The sequence below is a fragment of the Prosthecobacter fusiformis genome (assembly GCF_004364345.1).
GTDB classification, from domain to species: domain Bacteria; phylum Verrucomicrobiota; class Verrucomicrobiia; order Verrucomicrobiales; family Verrucomicrobiaceae; genus Prosthecobacter; species Prosthecobacter fusiformis.
The window spans coordinates 43,927-59,017 of the sequence record NZ_SOCA01000001.1 but is presented as its reverse complement, the minus strand read 5'-3'; the positions used below and the strand labels follow the sequence as shown (position 1 = coordinate 59,017).

Below are 15,091 nucleotides of genomic sequence, written 5' to 3'. Positions count from 1 at the left end.
ATCGCGCTTGTGCGGCGTAAGCGATGCTTGTTTTGATAGTCTCATATGATACTATCACCCAATGCGTCCCCCTTTTGAAATCACCGCCCGTGCCGCCAGTCTTGTGGCTGAGATTGAGCGGATGCTGGGGATGCATGATGGGGCCTTGCTGGCTCCGGCAAGCCCTTTGTTACGTCGTTCACAAAGGGTACGGACCATCCAGGCGAGCCTGGCCATTGAAGGAAATACGCTGACGGCGGAACAGGTGACGGCTGTGCTGGAGGGCAAACGCGTCATTGCCCCTGCAAAAGATCTGCGGGAAGTCGAAAACGCCATCCGTTGTTATGACCAACTGGCCAAGTGGAAGCCGGAAAACACCAAGCATTTGCTGGCTGCGCATCATCTCATGATGGCCGGCCTGGTAAGCCGCCCTGGCGCTTGGCGCAGCCGGGGCGTGGGCATCGCTAAAGGCTCTATGATCGCCCACATTGCCCCGCCAGCAGACCGCGTGGCAGGTTTGATGAACTCTTTGTTCGGCTGGCTAAAGGAAGAAAAGGAAGTGCCGCCACTGATCTGCGCGGCTGTGTGTCATTACGAGATGGAGTTCATTCACCCTTTTGAGGATGGCAATGGGCGCATGGGGCGTCTCTGGCACAGCTTAATCCTCTTTCGCCATCATCCATTGTTCTCACTGGTGCCGATTGAATCTGCGATCCGTGACCGGCAGCAGGACTATTACACAGTGCTGGGTTTGTGTGACAAGGCAGGGAAATCCACGCTGTTTATTGAATTTTCCCTGGAAGTCACGCTGGCTGCCCTGAAGCCAGTTTTTACCACGCCACAGCCACGGATGTCAGGGATGGAGCGGATTTCAGCAGCAAATGGATTGATGGGCTCCGCTTCCTTTTTACGTAAAGAATACATGAGCCATTTTCCTGGCCTTTCTGCGGCCACGGCCAGCCGGGATCTTCAAATGGCAGTGGAATCGGGAATCCTCAAAAAGACAGGCGATAAAGCGATGGCTCGCTACAAGTTTTCTTTCCCAGGTGCGAAATAAACCAGCCCGCCCCACCTCATACAGGCATGCGATTCCTTTTTTGTGCCGGTTCACGTCAGTGCGCCCTGGCCGCCTTGACGACGTCTGTTCTTGTTGGACTAACGGGATGTGTGACCAGTAGCCGCCATGTTGCGGATCCTGCTGTGGATGCCTTTTCACGGGATCGCACCGTGCAGTTACAGATCTTTCTGGATGGCCGTCAATTTGGTCCGGGAGTGGTGGATGGGCATTCTGGAGAGTTTACCAGCAAGGCACTAACGCTCTATCGCGAGGCCCAGGGGCTGCCGGTGAATGTGGTGCCGGATGTCAGCGGCATCCAGCCTTATACCCAGTATGCCGTGACGGAGGATGATCTTCGTCGGCTGGGAACGATGGCCCTGGAACCTGCGGAGCAAGCTCAGCAAAAGACGCTCCCTTACATCGGTCTGACCGAGCTGCTTGCTGAGCGCTTTCATACCACAGTGGCTTTCATGGCCGAGCTAAATCCGGGTCGCCAGATGGATGCATTGACGCCTGGCGAGGTGATCACCGTGCCGAATATCGACCGACCCTTCCGCGTGGATGCGTTTCCCTCGGGATACTCCCGGCCACAGTCTTCAGTGGCTGGTACACGTCGTGTGCAGGTGGATACAGGACTTCGCATGCTGCGTGTGACGGAGGGAGATCGCCTCCTCGCCGCCTTTCCCCTCACACCCGGCTCGGATGAGCATCCCGCCCCGCTGGGGGAATGGAAGATCACGGGGGCTGTCCCCTGGCCATGGTATCGCTACGATGAAGGAGTGCTGAAACGTGGAGAGCGCACCGAGACCTTTTATAACCTTCCTCCAGGGCCAAACAGCCCTGTCGGAGTCCTCTGGACAGGTCTAAACCGGCCCGGCGTAGGCATTCATGGCACTGCATTTCCTGAAACCATCGGGCGCTCAGGAAGCCATGGCTGCATCCGCCTTTCCAATTGGGATGCAGCCACCTTTTATACCCTGGTGGCGAAGGGCATGCCTGTGACCATTCAGTGATTGTATTCGTGCTCCCATCAGGGAGCAGAGGTACCTGGAAACCATTCCGTGTGCTGGTCTCCTTGACGGCCAAAATAGGTCACTCTTTTCCCTCGCAAAAAGGCGATGTAACCTTGCACGCCCGCCTCCATGGCGCGCAGGGTAAAGGCCCGGAAATGCTGTCCATTTTGCTGGCTGTCCAGGATATTGGCTCGCAAAGCAGGCGCATCGAATTCAGCCGCCACACGCGGCAATCCTTCAATGGTTAGGGGAGTGGAAACGGTCGCTCCATTGCCGCTGTAAAAGGTCTTTCGCAGGGAAAGGTAATCCACCTGATAAGACTCCACGCCCGCTTCGATAAGTTGAGCGACGATGGTCGGAAACGGAGTGCCTCCGTCCAGGGTGGCTTGGGCTGCTGCGGTGATGAGTTGGGTATTCATGAGGGTGTCGATATTCACGTGCCCAGGGTGGGCTTCATGAGATGTGACATCCCCGCAGTCGCGTTGTGACAGTTCAGGTGAGTTTGATTAATTTTTGTCAAACCTCGACTGCGAAAGCAGGTGGCGCAGGTTGTCTGCCAGATCCGGCCCCGCCAGAAACGGCTGGGTGTGATAGAGCTGCGCATGCTGCCGGTCCAGCTTTTGCAACTCCTCGAGATGGGCCGGTGCGCCATCTCTCATCTCGGCGATCCGGTCTTTGCTAAACTGTAAGTTAGACGAGTCCAGCCATCCGTTGCGCATGAAGCCGGCGGCTTTGCGGGCGCAACGGCAGGGATTGGCCGTATTCACCAGTCCGCACTTGTGGTTCATGAATTGATAAAGATCATGCCGGGCCCGCGACAGCAGTTGGCGAAAGTTGGCCGGGCTGATCTCCATCGCCGCAGCCGCTGCATCCCCGGATTCGCCAAAGACCTCCCCCAGGATGAAGGCCAGGCGCTGACGCCGGTCCAGGCACATGAGCATGGCCGTGATGCAGCCCAGCCGTGCCTCCTCCACTAAAAGTACCATTTCCACGGGCAGGGATTTCACATCAGCCAGTTCCTCATCCATGACCGTGTCCAACGAGGCTGCCATGTCAGTAAAAGTCATCGCCTTTTCCTCCATTTCTGATTTCCTGACATTGAGCAAATGATTCACGGCGATGCGGTGCAACCAAGTGGAAAATTTGCTGCGACCTTCAAAGGTGCCCAGGTGCGTCACCGCTTTGATCAGGATGTCCTGCGTGGCATCCTCAGCCACCTCTCTCCGCCAGACCATGCGTAGCGCCAGATTAAAAACCCACGATTGATGCCGGCGCACCAAAGTATCCAGCGCTGCCAGTTCGCCCTGCACGGCTGCGAATACAAGGTCCTCATCAGATGTTTCAACGGCGGCCATGATTAGGTGATAAAGTTTTTCCAGAAGGAGGAGCAGATATCAAACAAGACTTCATCATCTTTTCAGCTGGTCCTGGTCGCAACCCGAGCTCCTGGGCCGAGAACGTCAAGGGATGGCATTGAAGGCATTTGTTAGGCCTCTTTGCCGTCTCCACACTTGCGCAGGCCACGGCCCGGTTTTAAACACTGGACTCCATCCTCTGCCATGATCCTAGACACCCTCGACCAGTCTGCCCGTTATGAAGCTTTATCGCCCCGTTTTGCGCAGGCTTTTGCCTATCTGCGCGGGGTGGACGGCACTCAGCCCCTGGGGCGCTTTGACATCGCGGGGGATGATGTCTTCGCTATCGTCCAGACTTACACGACAAAGCCTCAGGAAAAGGCACTCTTTGAGGCTCACCGCAGATACATTGATGTGCAGTTTCTCTACTCCGGGCGCGAGACCATCCTGTGGGCACCCTTGGCCACAATGAAGGAAGAGACCCGCGCCTATGATGCGGAGAAGGAGGCCGCTTTGTGGAAACTGGTGCCAGACATGACCCCGCTGCATTTAAGTGCGGGTCACTTCTGCATCCTCTATCCAGAGGATGCTCATGCTCCTTGTGTGGAATGGGACGCTCCCTCGGAGGTCTTCAAAGTGGTGGTAAAAGTGGCCGTGGATTGAGATCAATCCCGCCTCATTTGCCCTTTCCTGATTTCAGAAAAGGGCAGGGAATTGACGGCATCTCACACGAGGCGCTCACGCAGCGCCCGGGCGACTGCGGCAGCACGGCTATGCACTCCCAGCTTGGAGAAAAGATTGCGCGTATGGGTGCCTGTGGTGTGGATGCTTACTTCCAGCCGGTCGGCGATTTCTTTGGCCGTGAGTCCCTCCACCAGCAGGGCCAGCAGTTCCTGCTCGCGCTTGGAGAGGGAGACTGGCGCGGCGGCTGGTTTGGTCAGCCTGGCTAGCATCTGCACCACACTGGCCGCCACTTTGGGGGACATGGGGGAGCCGCCTTGATGAGCCTCCAGCACCGCTTCCGCCACCGTTTCTGCCCGCGTCGTTTTTAAAAGGTAACCACTAGCCCCTGCGCTGATGGCCTGGCTTATTTTTGCCTCGTCTTCAAATACCGTCAGGATGACGATGCGGCATTCTGGCGCGTGACGGTGCACATCGCCGATGATGTCCAGCCCGCTGCGCCCAGGCAGGCCCACATCTAGCAGGAGCACCTGAGGCAGTTCTTCTTTGATGTGGTTGCGCAGGACGGTGAGCATTGTTTCAGCATTGGCAAAGGCCATGCCTGGGGCCAGACCATGGGCAGGAGTGCAGAGACGTAGCAGGGAACGACGAAATATATCGTGGTCTTCGACGATCCAGACACGGATGAGATTGTCGGTTTTCAAGTTTGTGATGGAGGGGGGATTTTATGTTTTAGGAATTTAGCGGGGACGCCATCGATGGGTGCGGGGCAGGTCCAGGTGGATGACGGTGCCTTCCCCTCGTTTTGAAGAAAGATGCAGGCGCGCATGCATGGCGGCGGCTCGCTCACGGAGGTTCCCCATGCCATGACCTGTGGATGTCTGGTCGGTGTCAAAACCGATGCCATTGTCGGCGATTTCGATGCGCAGTCCCGTTGCGGTCGGGATGAGGTAAAAGCGTACCCGTGTGGCCCCGGCATGGCGGGAGATATTGTGCAGCACTTCTTTGCAGAAGAGGTAGATCTCCCGCTGCATTTCAATGTCAGGCTCCTTGGTTAGCGGAGTGGTCGGCAGCGCACAGTCCAGTTCCAGGCCGCGTAGCAGGCGCTCCGTCAGGCTGTGTAGCACGTCCAGCCAGTCGCGCCCTTTGTCGGGAGAAGGCCTGCGGATCAGGTCCACCATGTCGCGCATGGAATTGGCCGTTTCTTCTGCCACCCGGCCGATCTCAGAAAGGTCTGCCTGCACGGATTCGGGAGTCGCATCCGGCTGGGTGGCGATGGAGCAGATGAGTGTGATGCTGCCCAGATTGGATCCGATTTCATCATGAAGATCCCGTGCCAGCTTGTCTTGCATCCGCTGCGCATCCCTGCGCCGGTGGCTGTGCTGCCGCCACAGCAGCAGGCCAAAACACAGCGTGAGCACGCCCACACTGCCGATGCCTCCATAGGCCATCTGTTGATGAGTGCGCTGGATCAGAGCTTCACGCCCGGTCATCAGCCCCTGCCGTTCCTCTTCCAGCGCCCGGCGTTGCTCCAATTGGGAAAACCAGTCCGGCAGTTCAATGAGACGCCCGTTTTCTACCAGGCCGTCCGTTAGCGCGGCCAGGCTCCATGCGGCACCTTCTTCCCCGGTCAGCACATCCGTTGCGCTAAAGCTGCCTCTCGGGGCCAGATTGATCCCGTCCTTCAGCGCTTGGACCTCCGCCAGGGCGAAGACGTAATCATTGCGTCGATACCATAGTTTGTTAGCGGTGATGCGGATGAAGCGCGCGGCTTTTCCTCCTGCCGGGATGCAGACCGGGTTCATACCGGGGGAGGGGTAAAAGGTATCGGTCACCTCATGCAGCAAGGTGGCATCGCTGAAGTCCTCGCGGGTGGCCGTCTCCACACGGTAAAGGATCGGGAAGCCATAGTCGAACCACAGGGGCACATCACGGCGGCGCACCGGCAGCAGCCGCACCTCATCTAGCTCGGTGATTTCAGGCAGCGTCAGGGTGATGGATTTTTGGACATCACTTTTGGTAGCCACCTCACTGTGATACCCCAGGGTGCCTCCGACCTGCGGCGCTGTGGGCAGCCCCAGCGGAGTCACCATATCCACTAGGTTTGGCCGCGTCCAGGCACGGGGTGCATTGCGGGTGCTGGAGCTTTGAACTCTGGCATTGATGGCCAGATTTCGCCTGCCGGAGAGGACAAGCATTTCTGCCAGGGCCAGGACCTCGGGTCCATCGGCGGACCATGGCTCTGTGGCCGTCAGGCGGACACTCCGCAGCGGCTGTGGGGGAAAACGGACCACCACCGGGTAACAGCCAGGATTGGGAAAGTCCTCCTGCGTCTGGTCCATGACGATGGAACTCCGGCCTTCATCATCAAAGACCTCCAGCTTGAACCGGATAGGAAAACCGTATCCGGCCACCACCGCATTGGCCCCTTTCGCCAGTGGCGGCACCATGACGATGGTATCCACCAGGGCTGTCTCGGGCAGCTTCATCTCGATCCAGCGGGTGTCTTCCGTAGTGGTATAACCCGTTTTTAAGCCAACGCGGATAGAACTGTTGATGGGCACCATTTCCGGCAGGGTGGCCAGTTGCTGATCCAGCTCCTCCAGCCGGTGGTCCATTCTCTGCAAGTCACCCCAAGCCCAAAAGCCGAAACCACGCACCCACTGGGAATCCACCGCCTGGGATAAAAAGGCGGCTGTCATCAGGGTGCTCAAAAACTTCATGCGCTCGCCTCAGGATAGACGCGCGCGCGCCCATGTCTCCTCACTTATTTTGGTGAGGTGACATCCATGAAGCCTGCCTCAGGATGAGATGCATTCGATAGCTCAATTCACGAGATGCACCTTGTATGAACCCGCTGATTCCATTGTTAGTTCTCATTGCTTTGGGCAGTCAAAGCCAGCCACTTTTTGCCCAGGAAACACTCCCTGGACTACCTGTTTCATCATCTCCCGAGATTCCTCCTGATATTAACGGGTTCCGGTCAGTCATCCCCGCTCCTGTTTCAGTAAGACCTTTGAAAGTCGCCATTTATGATGGAGAAGGATCTTCTAAAGCGGGCGTGGAGGCAGTGATGAAAGCCGTGACTTCCATTCCTGGGGGTGACGTCGTTCTTATACCGCCAGCCCAGATGGGAGATGTGGACTTGTCCGTTTTCGATGTGGTGGTTTTCAGTGGTGGCAGCGCCCGTGTTCAGGCAAAAAACATAGGTGAGCTCGGCAAGGAGAATGTCCGCGAGTATGTGCGTCAAGGGGGCGGATACGTGGGTATCTGCGCTGGGGCTTACCTCTCCTGCTCGGGTTTTGACTGGAGCCTGGGCATCCTCAATGCCTCCACCGTCTCCACCCGCTGGCGGCGGGGCAGCGGCTACCTGGAGCAGGAAGTTACACCCTTGGGTCAGTCTCTACTGGGGGAGGTGAAGGGAACTTTCAAAGTCAGGTATAACAATGGCCCCGTCATCCAGCCGGGCAGCAGTCCACACATTCCTGCCTATACCTCCGTGGCCCTTTTTCGCACTGAACTGGCGGAGAATGATTCTCCTGCTGGCGTCATGGTGAACTCTCCTGCCCAGGCCGTGGGCACCTTTGGCCTGGGCCGTGTATTCATTTCCAGCCCGCATCCTGAGAATACCCCAGGCCTGGAAAACCTTATCCCACGGGCTCTTCTCTGGGCCGCTGGCCAGGATCAATACCCAGCAAGACAGGGGAATACACCATGAAAACGGCGACCCTTTTGCTCACACTGCTGGCCATTGTTACCGGACTTTCAGCCGAGGAACCGGACCGCAAAAGCTACCAGTCACCTTATCAGGTAAAGTTTTCTTTTGAGGAAAGTGATCTCATTGGGGATCTGCTCACGGGGCCGCGATCTGACTGGAAAGACCACGCCAGCGTTCCGTATGGGGAATGGTATAACCCGCGCAACCAAGTGCGCTGGGGATATCGCGGCCCGGCAGCCCGCCACTTCGATCCACCTCCTAGGTTGGCCTCGAAGAGTCCCGATTGGTCCCGCGAGAGAATCATCGCCACGGGCTTGCGTTTCGTTGGTTATTCCTACCAGCATCACCATGTACCAGACTGGGATCCACCTGCTGACTGGACCAAGGATGCGGATCAGACCACACCGGCAGCCAAGGGAGTGGATTGCAGCAACTTCACTGCCTTTGTGTATAACCTGGCTCTGGGTATCAAGCCCACGGGAGACGTGCGCAAACAGGCTGAAATGACGGATGTCACCGGTCCGGGCCCACGTCGCACCTCTCCAGTTCGGCGCATCGAACTCCCAAAAAACTACGAGGAATACAACCGCACCCTGCTGACGGGTGATCTGCTCTACATTAACAACACTAGCGGTGCTCTGTCCCATGTCGTGCTTTGGGTCGGGGCTATAGGAGATTCCCCGGACGGCACTCCGCTCATTCTGGACAGCACCGGTTCCGGCAGTCTGGATGCCAGCAAAAACAAGATCCCCGATGGCATCTACCTGAGACCTTTTACCCCTAGGTCCTGGTATTTTCGGCAGGCCAGCCACGCTCTGCGCATCATCCCTGATGGTCCTAAAACAGTATCCCGATGAAAAACATCCTTTTTGTTATCCTATTCGGCCTCTGTCCCTGGATGGCTTCCGCCCAGGATATGTCCCCTGGGAACAGTGTCTTTGGGCAGCATAACTTCATCGAGTATGTGCCTGGGGACTTGCCCATCATCATTGTGGCACCGCATGGAGGTCGGCTGCTACCTCCAGAGATCCCGGACCGCCGACAGGGAGTGACCGATTCCGATGCGAACACCCAGGAGCTGGCACGCACCATCGCCGCTGTCATCCATGCTGAAACCGGACGCCATATCCACCTGGTCATCTGCCGACTGCATCGCAGCAAGCTGGATGCCAACCGGGAAATCACAGAGGCTGCTCAAGGGAATGCCCTGGCTGAGCAGGCCTGGCATGAGCATCATGCCATGATTGAGCATGCCTGTGCGGAAGCTGTTCGTCAGCACGGGGTCGCTTTCCTGATTGATCTGCATGGTCATGGGCACAAGGAGCCGCGTGTGGAGTTGGGTTACCTGCATACGCCTTTGGAAATGTCTGACTGCGAAGAAGCGCTCAATGGGCCGTCCTATACTGGGGCAGGCAGCCTGGAGCTGGTGGCTGCACGGGGCGGGCTGACTTATACGGAACTGCTTCGGGGCCCGATGAGCTTCGGTGCCTTGCTGGAGGAACGCGGCTTTGCAGCCACCCCCAGTCCTCGGCTGCCCGTGCCAGATGAACCTTATTTTAAAGGAGGTTATACCATCTTTAGGCATTGTGATGCCTCCCGCCATGTCACCGGCTTTCAGATCGAGGCCAACCGCCCCCGTCTCCGGGATACTCCGGCTAACAGGCTCGCCTTTGCCAAAGCGCTGACCTCCTCACTGAATACCTTTCTCTCAGACCGTCTCGGTCTTCGCCTGGATGGCGGGCGTGCTAATGAACCCGCTGCGCTCCCTGCTGAAACGCCTTCCGCTGCTCAATAACCGTTCTTTTCGTTAGACCATCTGACGTTAGCAACGGATATGCATGAAGTAATTCACGCCTTCGGGTTCCCAGAAAATCTTGACCTGGTCGGGTGAGGCACCGGCCCGTGCGGCGAGGGCGGTCAGGGTTTCGCGGCTGCGATGGATGAGCTGCCAGTGGCCGAGCAGCTCCATGTAATCCCGGCTGGGATTGTAGTCTGAAAAGTTGCCGATCACCACCTCTCCACCCGGCTTGGTGACTGCCATCATGGCCTTTAATACATGGATAAAGACGCGGTCACTCAGGTAATCAAACAAGCCTGCGGACCACGCCAGATCATACCCGCGTGTGGGGACGAAGCGCAGCACGTTGCGGTGGTGAAAGCTGATCTGCGATGACCATGGCGCGCACATCTTGCGGGCGTATTCGATGGCATGTGCATCCATGTCCACACAGTCCATATAGACGGGGGCATCGGGATGGTTTTGGAAGAATTCACGGACATCCCGGGCCGGGCCGCTGGCCACATTGAGTATGGCCAGGGTGCCTTTGCCGATATGGGCATCCAGGTGGGCCTGCATCAGGTCCTGGAAGTATCCTTTGCGATTCCGAACGGCAACGGGTGCCGCTTGGCTGTGAAAGTATAGATCCCACAGGCGGAGGTCCGGGTCCTGGCTGGTATGCCGGGTATAGATGCGGTCGATGATTTCAAAGTCCCCGCTATACCCATACTTCCTCTCCAGTGCTTGCGCCTGCATGGTGCCCTTCAGATGAGTCTGGGTGAGATCCCGAATATAAGTGGAGACTTCATCCTGGTATAGACTGCCGCCGCGCACCGCATCCCCCAGGTGGCGCACCGCACGATTGAGCACACTATACTCCGGCGGAAGCGGACCCCCTTTACTCAAAAAGTCATGCAGCAAGTCATCGAATGAGTTAAGGAGATGAGACTCACGCCGACTGAGAACGGGCGACTCTGCAGTGAGGATGGAGTAGGGAGGCGGCATCTCAGTGTTATTTTAAAATATCCCGTCCGATTGGAAATCAGGCAGTGTCTTTTGTTAAAATAACCGAGATATTAAGCCGGGCAAAATGCGAAATGTTGCATTTTGGGAACTTTGTTTCTTAAAAATATAGTTATTTCTAGTGGGTCCTGAGAACGGGATGTTTTGAATTTAAAAAATGCCGCTAATCGCAAGGGTCATCGCATTTGCGTCTAAAATTTGTCGATTTGGGCTAAAGAAAGATGCTTTTGGGTCTGTCAGCGGCTTTATGCGAACTAGTTTTTTCGCTGATCCGCCCTTTTATCATGAGTTCCGAGTTTCTGTTTCAAGCAGTTGTTTACCTCCTCGCTGCCGTTATCGCGGTGCCCATTGCCAAACGTTTGGGCCTGGGTTCTGTCCTAGGTTATTTGCTGGCGGGCATTGTGATTGGTCCTTCCCTTTTGGGGTTGGTGGGAGAAGTGGAGGATGTGCAGCATGTGGCGGAGTTTGGTGTGGTGATCATGCTCTTTGTCGTCGGGTTGGAACTACGGCCGAGTCTGCTTTGGCGTTTGCGTGGACCCATCCTGGGGATGGGCAGCGCGCAGGTGCTGTGCACGGCGGCGGTTGTCACTGGGGTGGGGATGCTTTTGGGCCTGGCCTGGCCGATGGCGGTGACCATTGGCCTGATTTTGAGCATGTCCTCCACCGCCATCGTGATCCAGTCCCTGGCGGAGAGAAATCTGCTGAATACTCGGGGCGGGCAGGCGTGTTTTTCGGTGCTGCTGTTTCAGGACATCGCGGTCATTCCCATGCTGGCCGTCTTTCCCTGGCTGGCCCATACCCTGCATGGAAAAGCGGCGGCGGGGGATGCTGCGGCCCATGGCCATGAATCCGCCCTGGCCCACCTGCCGCAGTGGGCGCAGACGATGTGCACGATCGGCGCGGTGGTGGGCGTCATCGTGGTGGCGCACTACTTTTTGCGCTATCTTTTCCGCTATGTGGCTGCTTCGAAGTTGAGGGAGATGTTCACGGTCGTCACCCTCCTGGTGGTCGCGGGTGTGGCCTGGTTGATGCATCTGGTCGGGCTGTCGGCGGCACTGGGGACTTTTATTGCCGGGGTGGTATTGGCTGAAAGCGAATACCGGCATCAGTTGGAGGCGGATGTGGAGCCTTTCAAAGGACTGCTTTTGGGGCTGTTTTTCATGGCGGTGGGGGCCGGGTTGAACCTCGGTCTGGTGATGGCTCAGTCGGGGATGATCGCCATGATGGTCGCCGGATTGATCGGCATTAAGTTCCTGGTGCTGCTGGCTCTGGGAGGGACCTTCCGGCTGGGGATGGGGGCGTCTTTTGTTTTTGCCTGTGCCATGGCGCAGGGCGGTGAGTTCTGTTTTGTTTTGTTGGGCACTGCCGGGCAGCTTGGGCTTGTGGAGCCGGAGATCGCAGCCCTGCTGAACGCCTCGGTGGCCATCAGCATGGCGCTGACGCCGTTGATGCTGATCGCCAATGACCGGCTGATTCAGCCGCGTTTTGCGAGGATGAAACCGGCACGGGAGCATGATGTGGTGGAATCCCACGAGCACCCGGTGATCCTGGCGGGATTCGGCCGTTTCGGGCATATCATCGGGCGCTTGCTGCAATCCAACGGATTTGGGGTGACGGTTTTGGACAATGATCCTGACCAGGTGGAAATGCTGGCGCGTTTTGGACTGAAGTCCTTTTATGGAGATGCCTCCCGGGCGGACCTGCTGGCAGCGGCGGGGGCGGAGAAGGCCAAGCTGTTTGTCTGTGCGGTGGATGAGGAGGCGAAGTCGCTGGAAATCGTGGATCTGGTCCGCCATGAGTTTCCGCATCTGCGCATCCTGGCCAGGGCCACCAGCCGTGATCATGCTTATCAGCTCATTCAACGTGGCGTCACGGACTTCCGGCGGGATCTGTTGGGCAGCTCGCTGGACCTGAGCACGGATATTTTGCGTGCTCTTGGATTTCGGGCGCATCGGGCGGTGAGAGCGGTGGAAATCTTCCGCTGCTATGAGGAGCAAAGTGTGCGTGACCTGGCCAAGCATTATGGAGGGGACCAGGCAACTTATGTCTCGGTGGCGCGGCAGCATCTGGAGAATTTGGAAGCGGTGTTTCGTCAGGATTTGCGGCGGCAGCATCTGGACCGTGAGGATGCCTGGGATGTGGCCGGGCCTAAGGAGTCATGACGGGCAGTTCCCAGCCTTCGTGAGCCAGCAGCCACCGCTTGCGTTCGAGGCCTCCGGCGTAGCCCGTAAGTGAGCCGTTGCCGCCGATGACACGATGGCAGGGGATGATGATGGAGAGTGGGTTGCGGCCCACAGCGGCACCCACTGCGCGAACAGCGGCGGGGGCATTGACGTGGGCAGCAAGCTGCGAGTAGGTCCAAGTTTGTCCGGCAGGGATGAGTTTGAGTGCCTGCCACACCTGCTGCTGGAACGGGGTGCCGGTGACGAAATCCAGCGGGAGATCGAAATGAAATGACTTGCCCATGAAGTAGCGGGCGAGGGCTGTGAGGACGGGATCAAAGCGGGTGCCATCGTCCTCGCGCTTCCAGGTTTCCGCATCACGAGGCCAGTGGCGCTGGCCTTCAAGATAAAGGCCGGAGAGTCCGGCATCGGTAGCGACGAGCGTGATGGGGCCGATGGGCGAGGAGGTCTGGGTGAAGTAACGGACGGGTGTCATGGGGTGAGTGGGGAGAGGCTTTTCCAAAGGGCGGCGGCAGCATAGGCGCGCCAAGGACGCCAAGGCTCTGAACGCAACTCGGCCTGCTTGGTGGGGATGAGCTCGCCATTGCCGATGGCCTTGCGCAGACCAAGATCAGCGGCAGGAAAGGCATCGGGAAAACGGAGCGCACGCATGGCGATGTAATGAGCGGTCCAGGGGCCGACGCCGGGCAGCTCAATGAGGCGTGCGACTGCGGCCTCGTGGTCCAGACCGGGAGGAAACTCGAGTCCGCCTTTGAGCGCGGAAGCGGCCAGATGAATGAGGGCTGAGGCACGGGCACGAACGAGCCCGAGATTGCAAAGGTCATCCACACTCAGTTTTTCCAAGGCCTCGGCCGTGATCGCCAGACGGTGCAGATTTTTAAAGGGTGTCTCAATGGCGGTACCTGTGCGAGCGGCGAGCCTGCCAGAGAGCGTGGTGGCGGCGGTCACGGTGATCTGCTGGCCGAGCACGGCGCGGACGGCCAGTTCAAAGCTGTCCCAGGCCCCACCGACACGGAGGCCGGGGAAGTGATGAAAAACGGGCGCAAGAAGGGGATCTGAGCCGAGCACTTCCAGGATGGCATCGGGCCGGGCATCGAGGTCAAACATGCGCCTAACTCTTGATTGTACCGCGCCGAGATGACGGGTGAGGGAAGGGGAGACTTCGACGATCAAAACGGCTTCCGTTTCATGGGGCCAGACGCGCATCCAGCCACTGGCCTGCCCGAGAGCCACGGTGCGACGGTATTCACGGCCTTCGATTTCCTCCACGCCGGGAACCAGACGGCTGCGGAAATAATCCATGAGGGCCTCCCAGGCCAAGGGGGCGCGGTAGGCCAGGCGCAGGCGGATACCTTCGCCCGTTTTGGGTTTGCTGGTGGAACGGCGACAGGCACTGGGGGCGAGGTGGTAGCGCTCTTTAAAGAGGGCGTTGAAGGTGCGCAGGCTGCGGAAGCCAGCGGCCAGGGCAATCTCGCTGATCGGCTGGGAGGTTTCCTGGAGAAGCTGCTTGGCCAGGAGCAGGCGCTGGGTCTGGATGACCTGGAGCGGGGTGACTCCAAATTCTTTTTCGAGAAGGCGGCGTACCTGGCGGGAACTGAGGCCGAGATCCTGGTCCAGATCTTCGAGGCGGGTGCCTTCGACCGCACGTTCCTGAAGGCGACGGAGGACGGCCTCCGCCAGGGAACTGCCCTGGCAGCCGGGGGCGAGTTCCGGACGGCAGCGCAGGCAGGGGCGGAAGCCTGCGGATTCTGCCGCGCTGGCGGTGGGGTAAAAGGTGCAGGAACTGGGGGCTGGGGTGCGGGCCGGGCAGATGGGGCGGCAATAAATGCCGGTGGTTTTGACACCCGTGAAGAAGACGCCATCAAACCGTGCATCCCGCGCCTGGAGGGCGGTGTAGCAGTTGGCGTCGGTCAGTTTCATGGAAGGAAGATGGCAGGGAATGAGAGATGCGCTGGCAGTTTTCGGACGGGGTGGTGAGGGGGCAGTGCTCAGTGCTCAGTGCTCAGTCATGGACTGTTTAAGAGGGTGTTTTTGGGTTGGGTGGATGGCCGCAGAGGGGCGGTGAGGCAGAGGTGGCGGAGAATGGGGGTCTTGGGGGGCTTTGAAGTGTGATGGATGATATTTTTTTATGATGTAATGGGGGATGGGGATGATTTTTGTTTTTTCCCCATTTGGGATTTTGGTGGGTAATGGATTGTAAATCAAGAGGTTGGCGATGGGGATGGTTTTCCCCATCGGTCCCCAGTGTCCCCGGATGGGGAATGGACGGGCGGGCATTTTTTTACAGGATTACCAGGATTGTAGG

Annotated in this window: 14 protein-coding genes; 7 read left to right on the top strand and 7 right to left on the bottom strand. The window is 58.1% G+C overall.

What is annotated here, in order from left to right; translation table 11 throughout:
- Positions 1-61: 61 nt before the first annotated feature.
- Both EI77_RS00230 and EI77_RS00225 read left to right on the top strand, forming a co-directional pair.
- A complete protein-coding gene (locus EI77_RS00230) occupies positions 62-1,036 on the top strand; it encodes a Fic family protein (protein ID WP_133792751.1) in 975 nt (324 codons plus the stop codon).
- Between the two features lie 26 nt (positions 1,037-1,062).
- Positions 1,063-2,049: a L,D-transpeptidase family protein gene (locus tag EI77_RS00225; protein ID WP_133792750.1), complete on the top strand. Its 987-nt coding sequence runs from the start codon at positions 1,063-1,065 to the stop codon at positions 2,047-2,049.
- A 17-nt stretch (positions 2,050-2,066) separates the two neighbouring features.
- Here the strand turns inward: EI77_RS00225 and EI77_RS00220 are convergent, their stop codons facing one another.
- Both EI77_RS00220 and EI77_RS00215 read right to left on the bottom strand, forming a co-directional pair.
- Complete coding sequence (locus EI77_RS00220; RefSeq protein WP_208300225.1) at positions 2,067-2,486, bottom strand: DUF1398 family protein; 420 nt, start codon at positions 2,484-2,486, stop codon at positions 2,067-2,069.
- A gap of 69 nt (positions 2,487-2,555) precedes the next feature.
- Positions 2,556-3,404, bottom strand: a complete 849-nt coding sequence (locus EI77_RS00215) for an RNA polymerase sigma factor (RefSeq protein WP_133792749.1) — start codon at positions 3,402-3,404, stop codon at positions 2,556-2,558.
- A gap of 204 nt (positions 3,405-3,608) precedes the next feature.
- Here EI77_RS00215 and EI77_RS00210 point away from each other — a divergent pair, with 204 nt between their 5' ends.
- On the top strand, positions 3,609-4,067 hold the full coding sequence (locus EI77_RS00210; protein WP_133792748.1) for a NanQ anomerase/TabA/YiaL family protein: 459 nt from the start codon (positions 3,609-3,611) through the stop codon (positions 4,065-4,067).
- Between the two features lie 62 nt (positions 4,068-4,129).
- On the opposite strand, the gene EI77_RS00205 is transcribed toward EI77_RS00210, so the two are convergent.
- Both EI77_RS00205 and EI77_RS00200 read right to left on the bottom strand, forming a co-directional pair.
- Complete coding sequence (locus EI77_RS00205; RefSeq protein ID WP_133792747.1) at positions 4,130-4,789, bottom strand: response regulator; 660 nt, start codon at positions 4,787-4,789, stop codon at positions 4,130-4,132.
- A 36-nt stretch (positions 4,790-4,825) separates the two neighbouring features.
- On the bottom strand, positions 4,826-6,808 hold the full coding sequence (locus tag EI77_RS00200) for a sensor histidine kinase (RefSeq protein WP_133792746.1): 1,983 nt from the start codon (positions 6,806-6,808) through the stop codon (positions 4,826-4,828).
- Between the two features lie 293 nt (positions 6,809-7,101).
- On the opposite strand from EI77_RS00200, the gene EI77_RS00195 reads away from it, so the two are divergent.
- Genes EI77_RS00195 through EI77_RS00185 form a run of 3 tightly spaced genes read left to right on the top strand, consistent with a single transcriptional unit; the run spans position 7,102 to position 9,598 of the window.
- Complete coding sequence (locus EI77_RS00195) at positions 7,102-7,803, top strand: BPL-N domain-containing protein (RefSeq protein ID WP_166646924.1); 702 nt, start codon at positions 7,102-7,104, stop codon at positions 7,801-7,803.
- The gene (locus EI77_RS00190) at positions 7,800-8,660 is read left to right on the top strand and encodes an NlpC/P60 family protein (RefSeq protein WP_133792744.1); all 861 of its coding nucleotides are present in this window, start codon (positions 7,800-7,802) and stop codon (positions 8,658-8,660) included. Before EI77_RS00195 ends, EI77_RS00190 begins: the two co-directional genes overlap by 4 nt.
- Positions 8,657-9,598, top strand: a complete 942-nt coding sequence (locus tag EI77_RS00185; RefSeq protein WP_133792743.1) for an N-formylglutamate amidohydrolase — start codon at positions 8,657-8,659, stop codon at positions 9,596-9,598. The genes EI77_RS00190 and EI77_RS00185 overlap by 4 nt, the downstream gene beginning before the upstream one ends.
- Before the next feature lie 27 nt (positions 9,599-9,625).
- On the opposite strand, the gene EI77_RS00180 is transcribed toward EI77_RS00185, so the two are convergent.
- Positions 9,626-10,585, bottom strand: a complete 960-nt coding sequence (locus EI77_RS00180) for a class I SAM-dependent methyltransferase (RefSeq protein ID WP_133792742.1) — start codon at positions 10,583-10,585, stop codon at positions 9,626-9,628.
- 302 nt (positions 10,586-10,887) lie between these two features.
- On the opposite strand from EI77_RS00180, the gene EI77_RS00175 reads away from it, so the two are divergent.
- Positions 10,888-12,765, top strand: coding sequence for a monovalent cation:proton antiporter-2 (CPA2) family protein (locus EI77_RS00175; RefSeq protein ID WP_133792741.1), 1,878 nt, complete (start codon positions 10,888-10,890; stop codon positions 12,763-12,765).
- Here EI77_RS00175 and EI77_RS23945 read toward each other — a convergent pair.
- Together EI77_RS23945 and EI77_RS00165 are read right to left on the bottom strand one after the other, a co-directional pair.
- On the bottom strand, positions 12,752-13,261 hold the full coding sequence (locus tag EI77_RS23945) for a methylated-DNA--[protein]-cysteine S-methyltransferase (RefSeq protein WP_133792740.1): 510 nt from the start codon (positions 13,259-13,261) through the stop codon (positions 12,752-12,754). The genes EI77_RS00175 and EI77_RS23945 overlap by 14 nt on opposite strands.
- A complete protein-coding gene (locus EI77_RS00165; protein WP_133792739.1) occupies positions 13,258-14,706 on the bottom strand; it encodes a DNA-3-methyladenine glycosylase 2 in 1,449 nt (482 codons plus the stop codon). The genes EI77_RS23945 and EI77_RS00165 overlap by 4 nt, the downstream gene beginning before the upstream one ends.
- Between the last annotated feature and the right edge of the window lie 385 nt (positions 14,707-15,091).

Bases quoted from the DNA above. Each gene is read 5' to 3' on its own strand.
- EI77_RS00230 (WP_133792751.1), top strand. From the start codon at position 62: ATGCGTCCCCCTTTTGAAATCACCGCCCGTGCCGCCAGTCTTGTGGCT.
- EI77_RS00175 (WP_133792741.1), top strand. From the start codon at position 10,888: ATGAGTTCCGAGTTTCTGTTTCAAGCAGTTGTTTACCTCCTCGCTGCC.
- EI77_RS00190 (WP_133792744.1), top strand. From the start codon at position 7,800: ATGAAAACGGCGACCCTTTTGCTCACACTGCTGGCCATTGTTACCGGA.
- EI77_RS23945 (WP_133792740.1), bottom strand. From the start codon at position 13,261: ATGACACCCGTCCGTTACTTCACCCAGACCTCCTCGCCCATCGGCCCC.
- EI77_RS00210 (WP_133792748.1), top strand. From the start codon at position 3,609: ATGATCCTAGACACCCTCGACCAGTCTGCCCGTTATGAAGCTTTATCG.
- EI77_RS00180 (WP_133792742.1), bottom strand. From the start codon at position 10,585: ATGCCGCCTCCCTACTCCATCCTCACTGCAGAGTCGCCCGTTCTCAGT.
- EI77_RS00185 (WP_133792743.1), top strand. From the start codon at position 8,657: ATGAAAAACATCCTTTTTGTTATCCTATTCGGCCTCTGTCCCTGGATG.
- EI77_RS00165 (WP_133792739.1), bottom strand. From the start codon at position 14,706: ATGAAACTGACCGACGCCAACTGCTACACCGCCCTCCAGGCGCGGGAT.
- EI77_RS00200 (WP_133792746.1), bottom strand. From the start codon at position 6,808: ATGAAGTTTTTGAGCACCCTGATGACAGCCGCCTTTTTATCCCAGGCG.
- EI77_RS00225 (WP_133792750.1), top strand. From the start codon at position 1,063: ATGCGATTCCTTTTTTGTGCCGGTTCACGTCAGTGCGCCCTGGCCGCC.
- EI77_RS00215 (WP_133792749.1), bottom strand. From the start codon at position 3,404: ATGGCCGCCGTTGAAACATCTGATGAGGACCTTGTATTCGCAGCCGTG.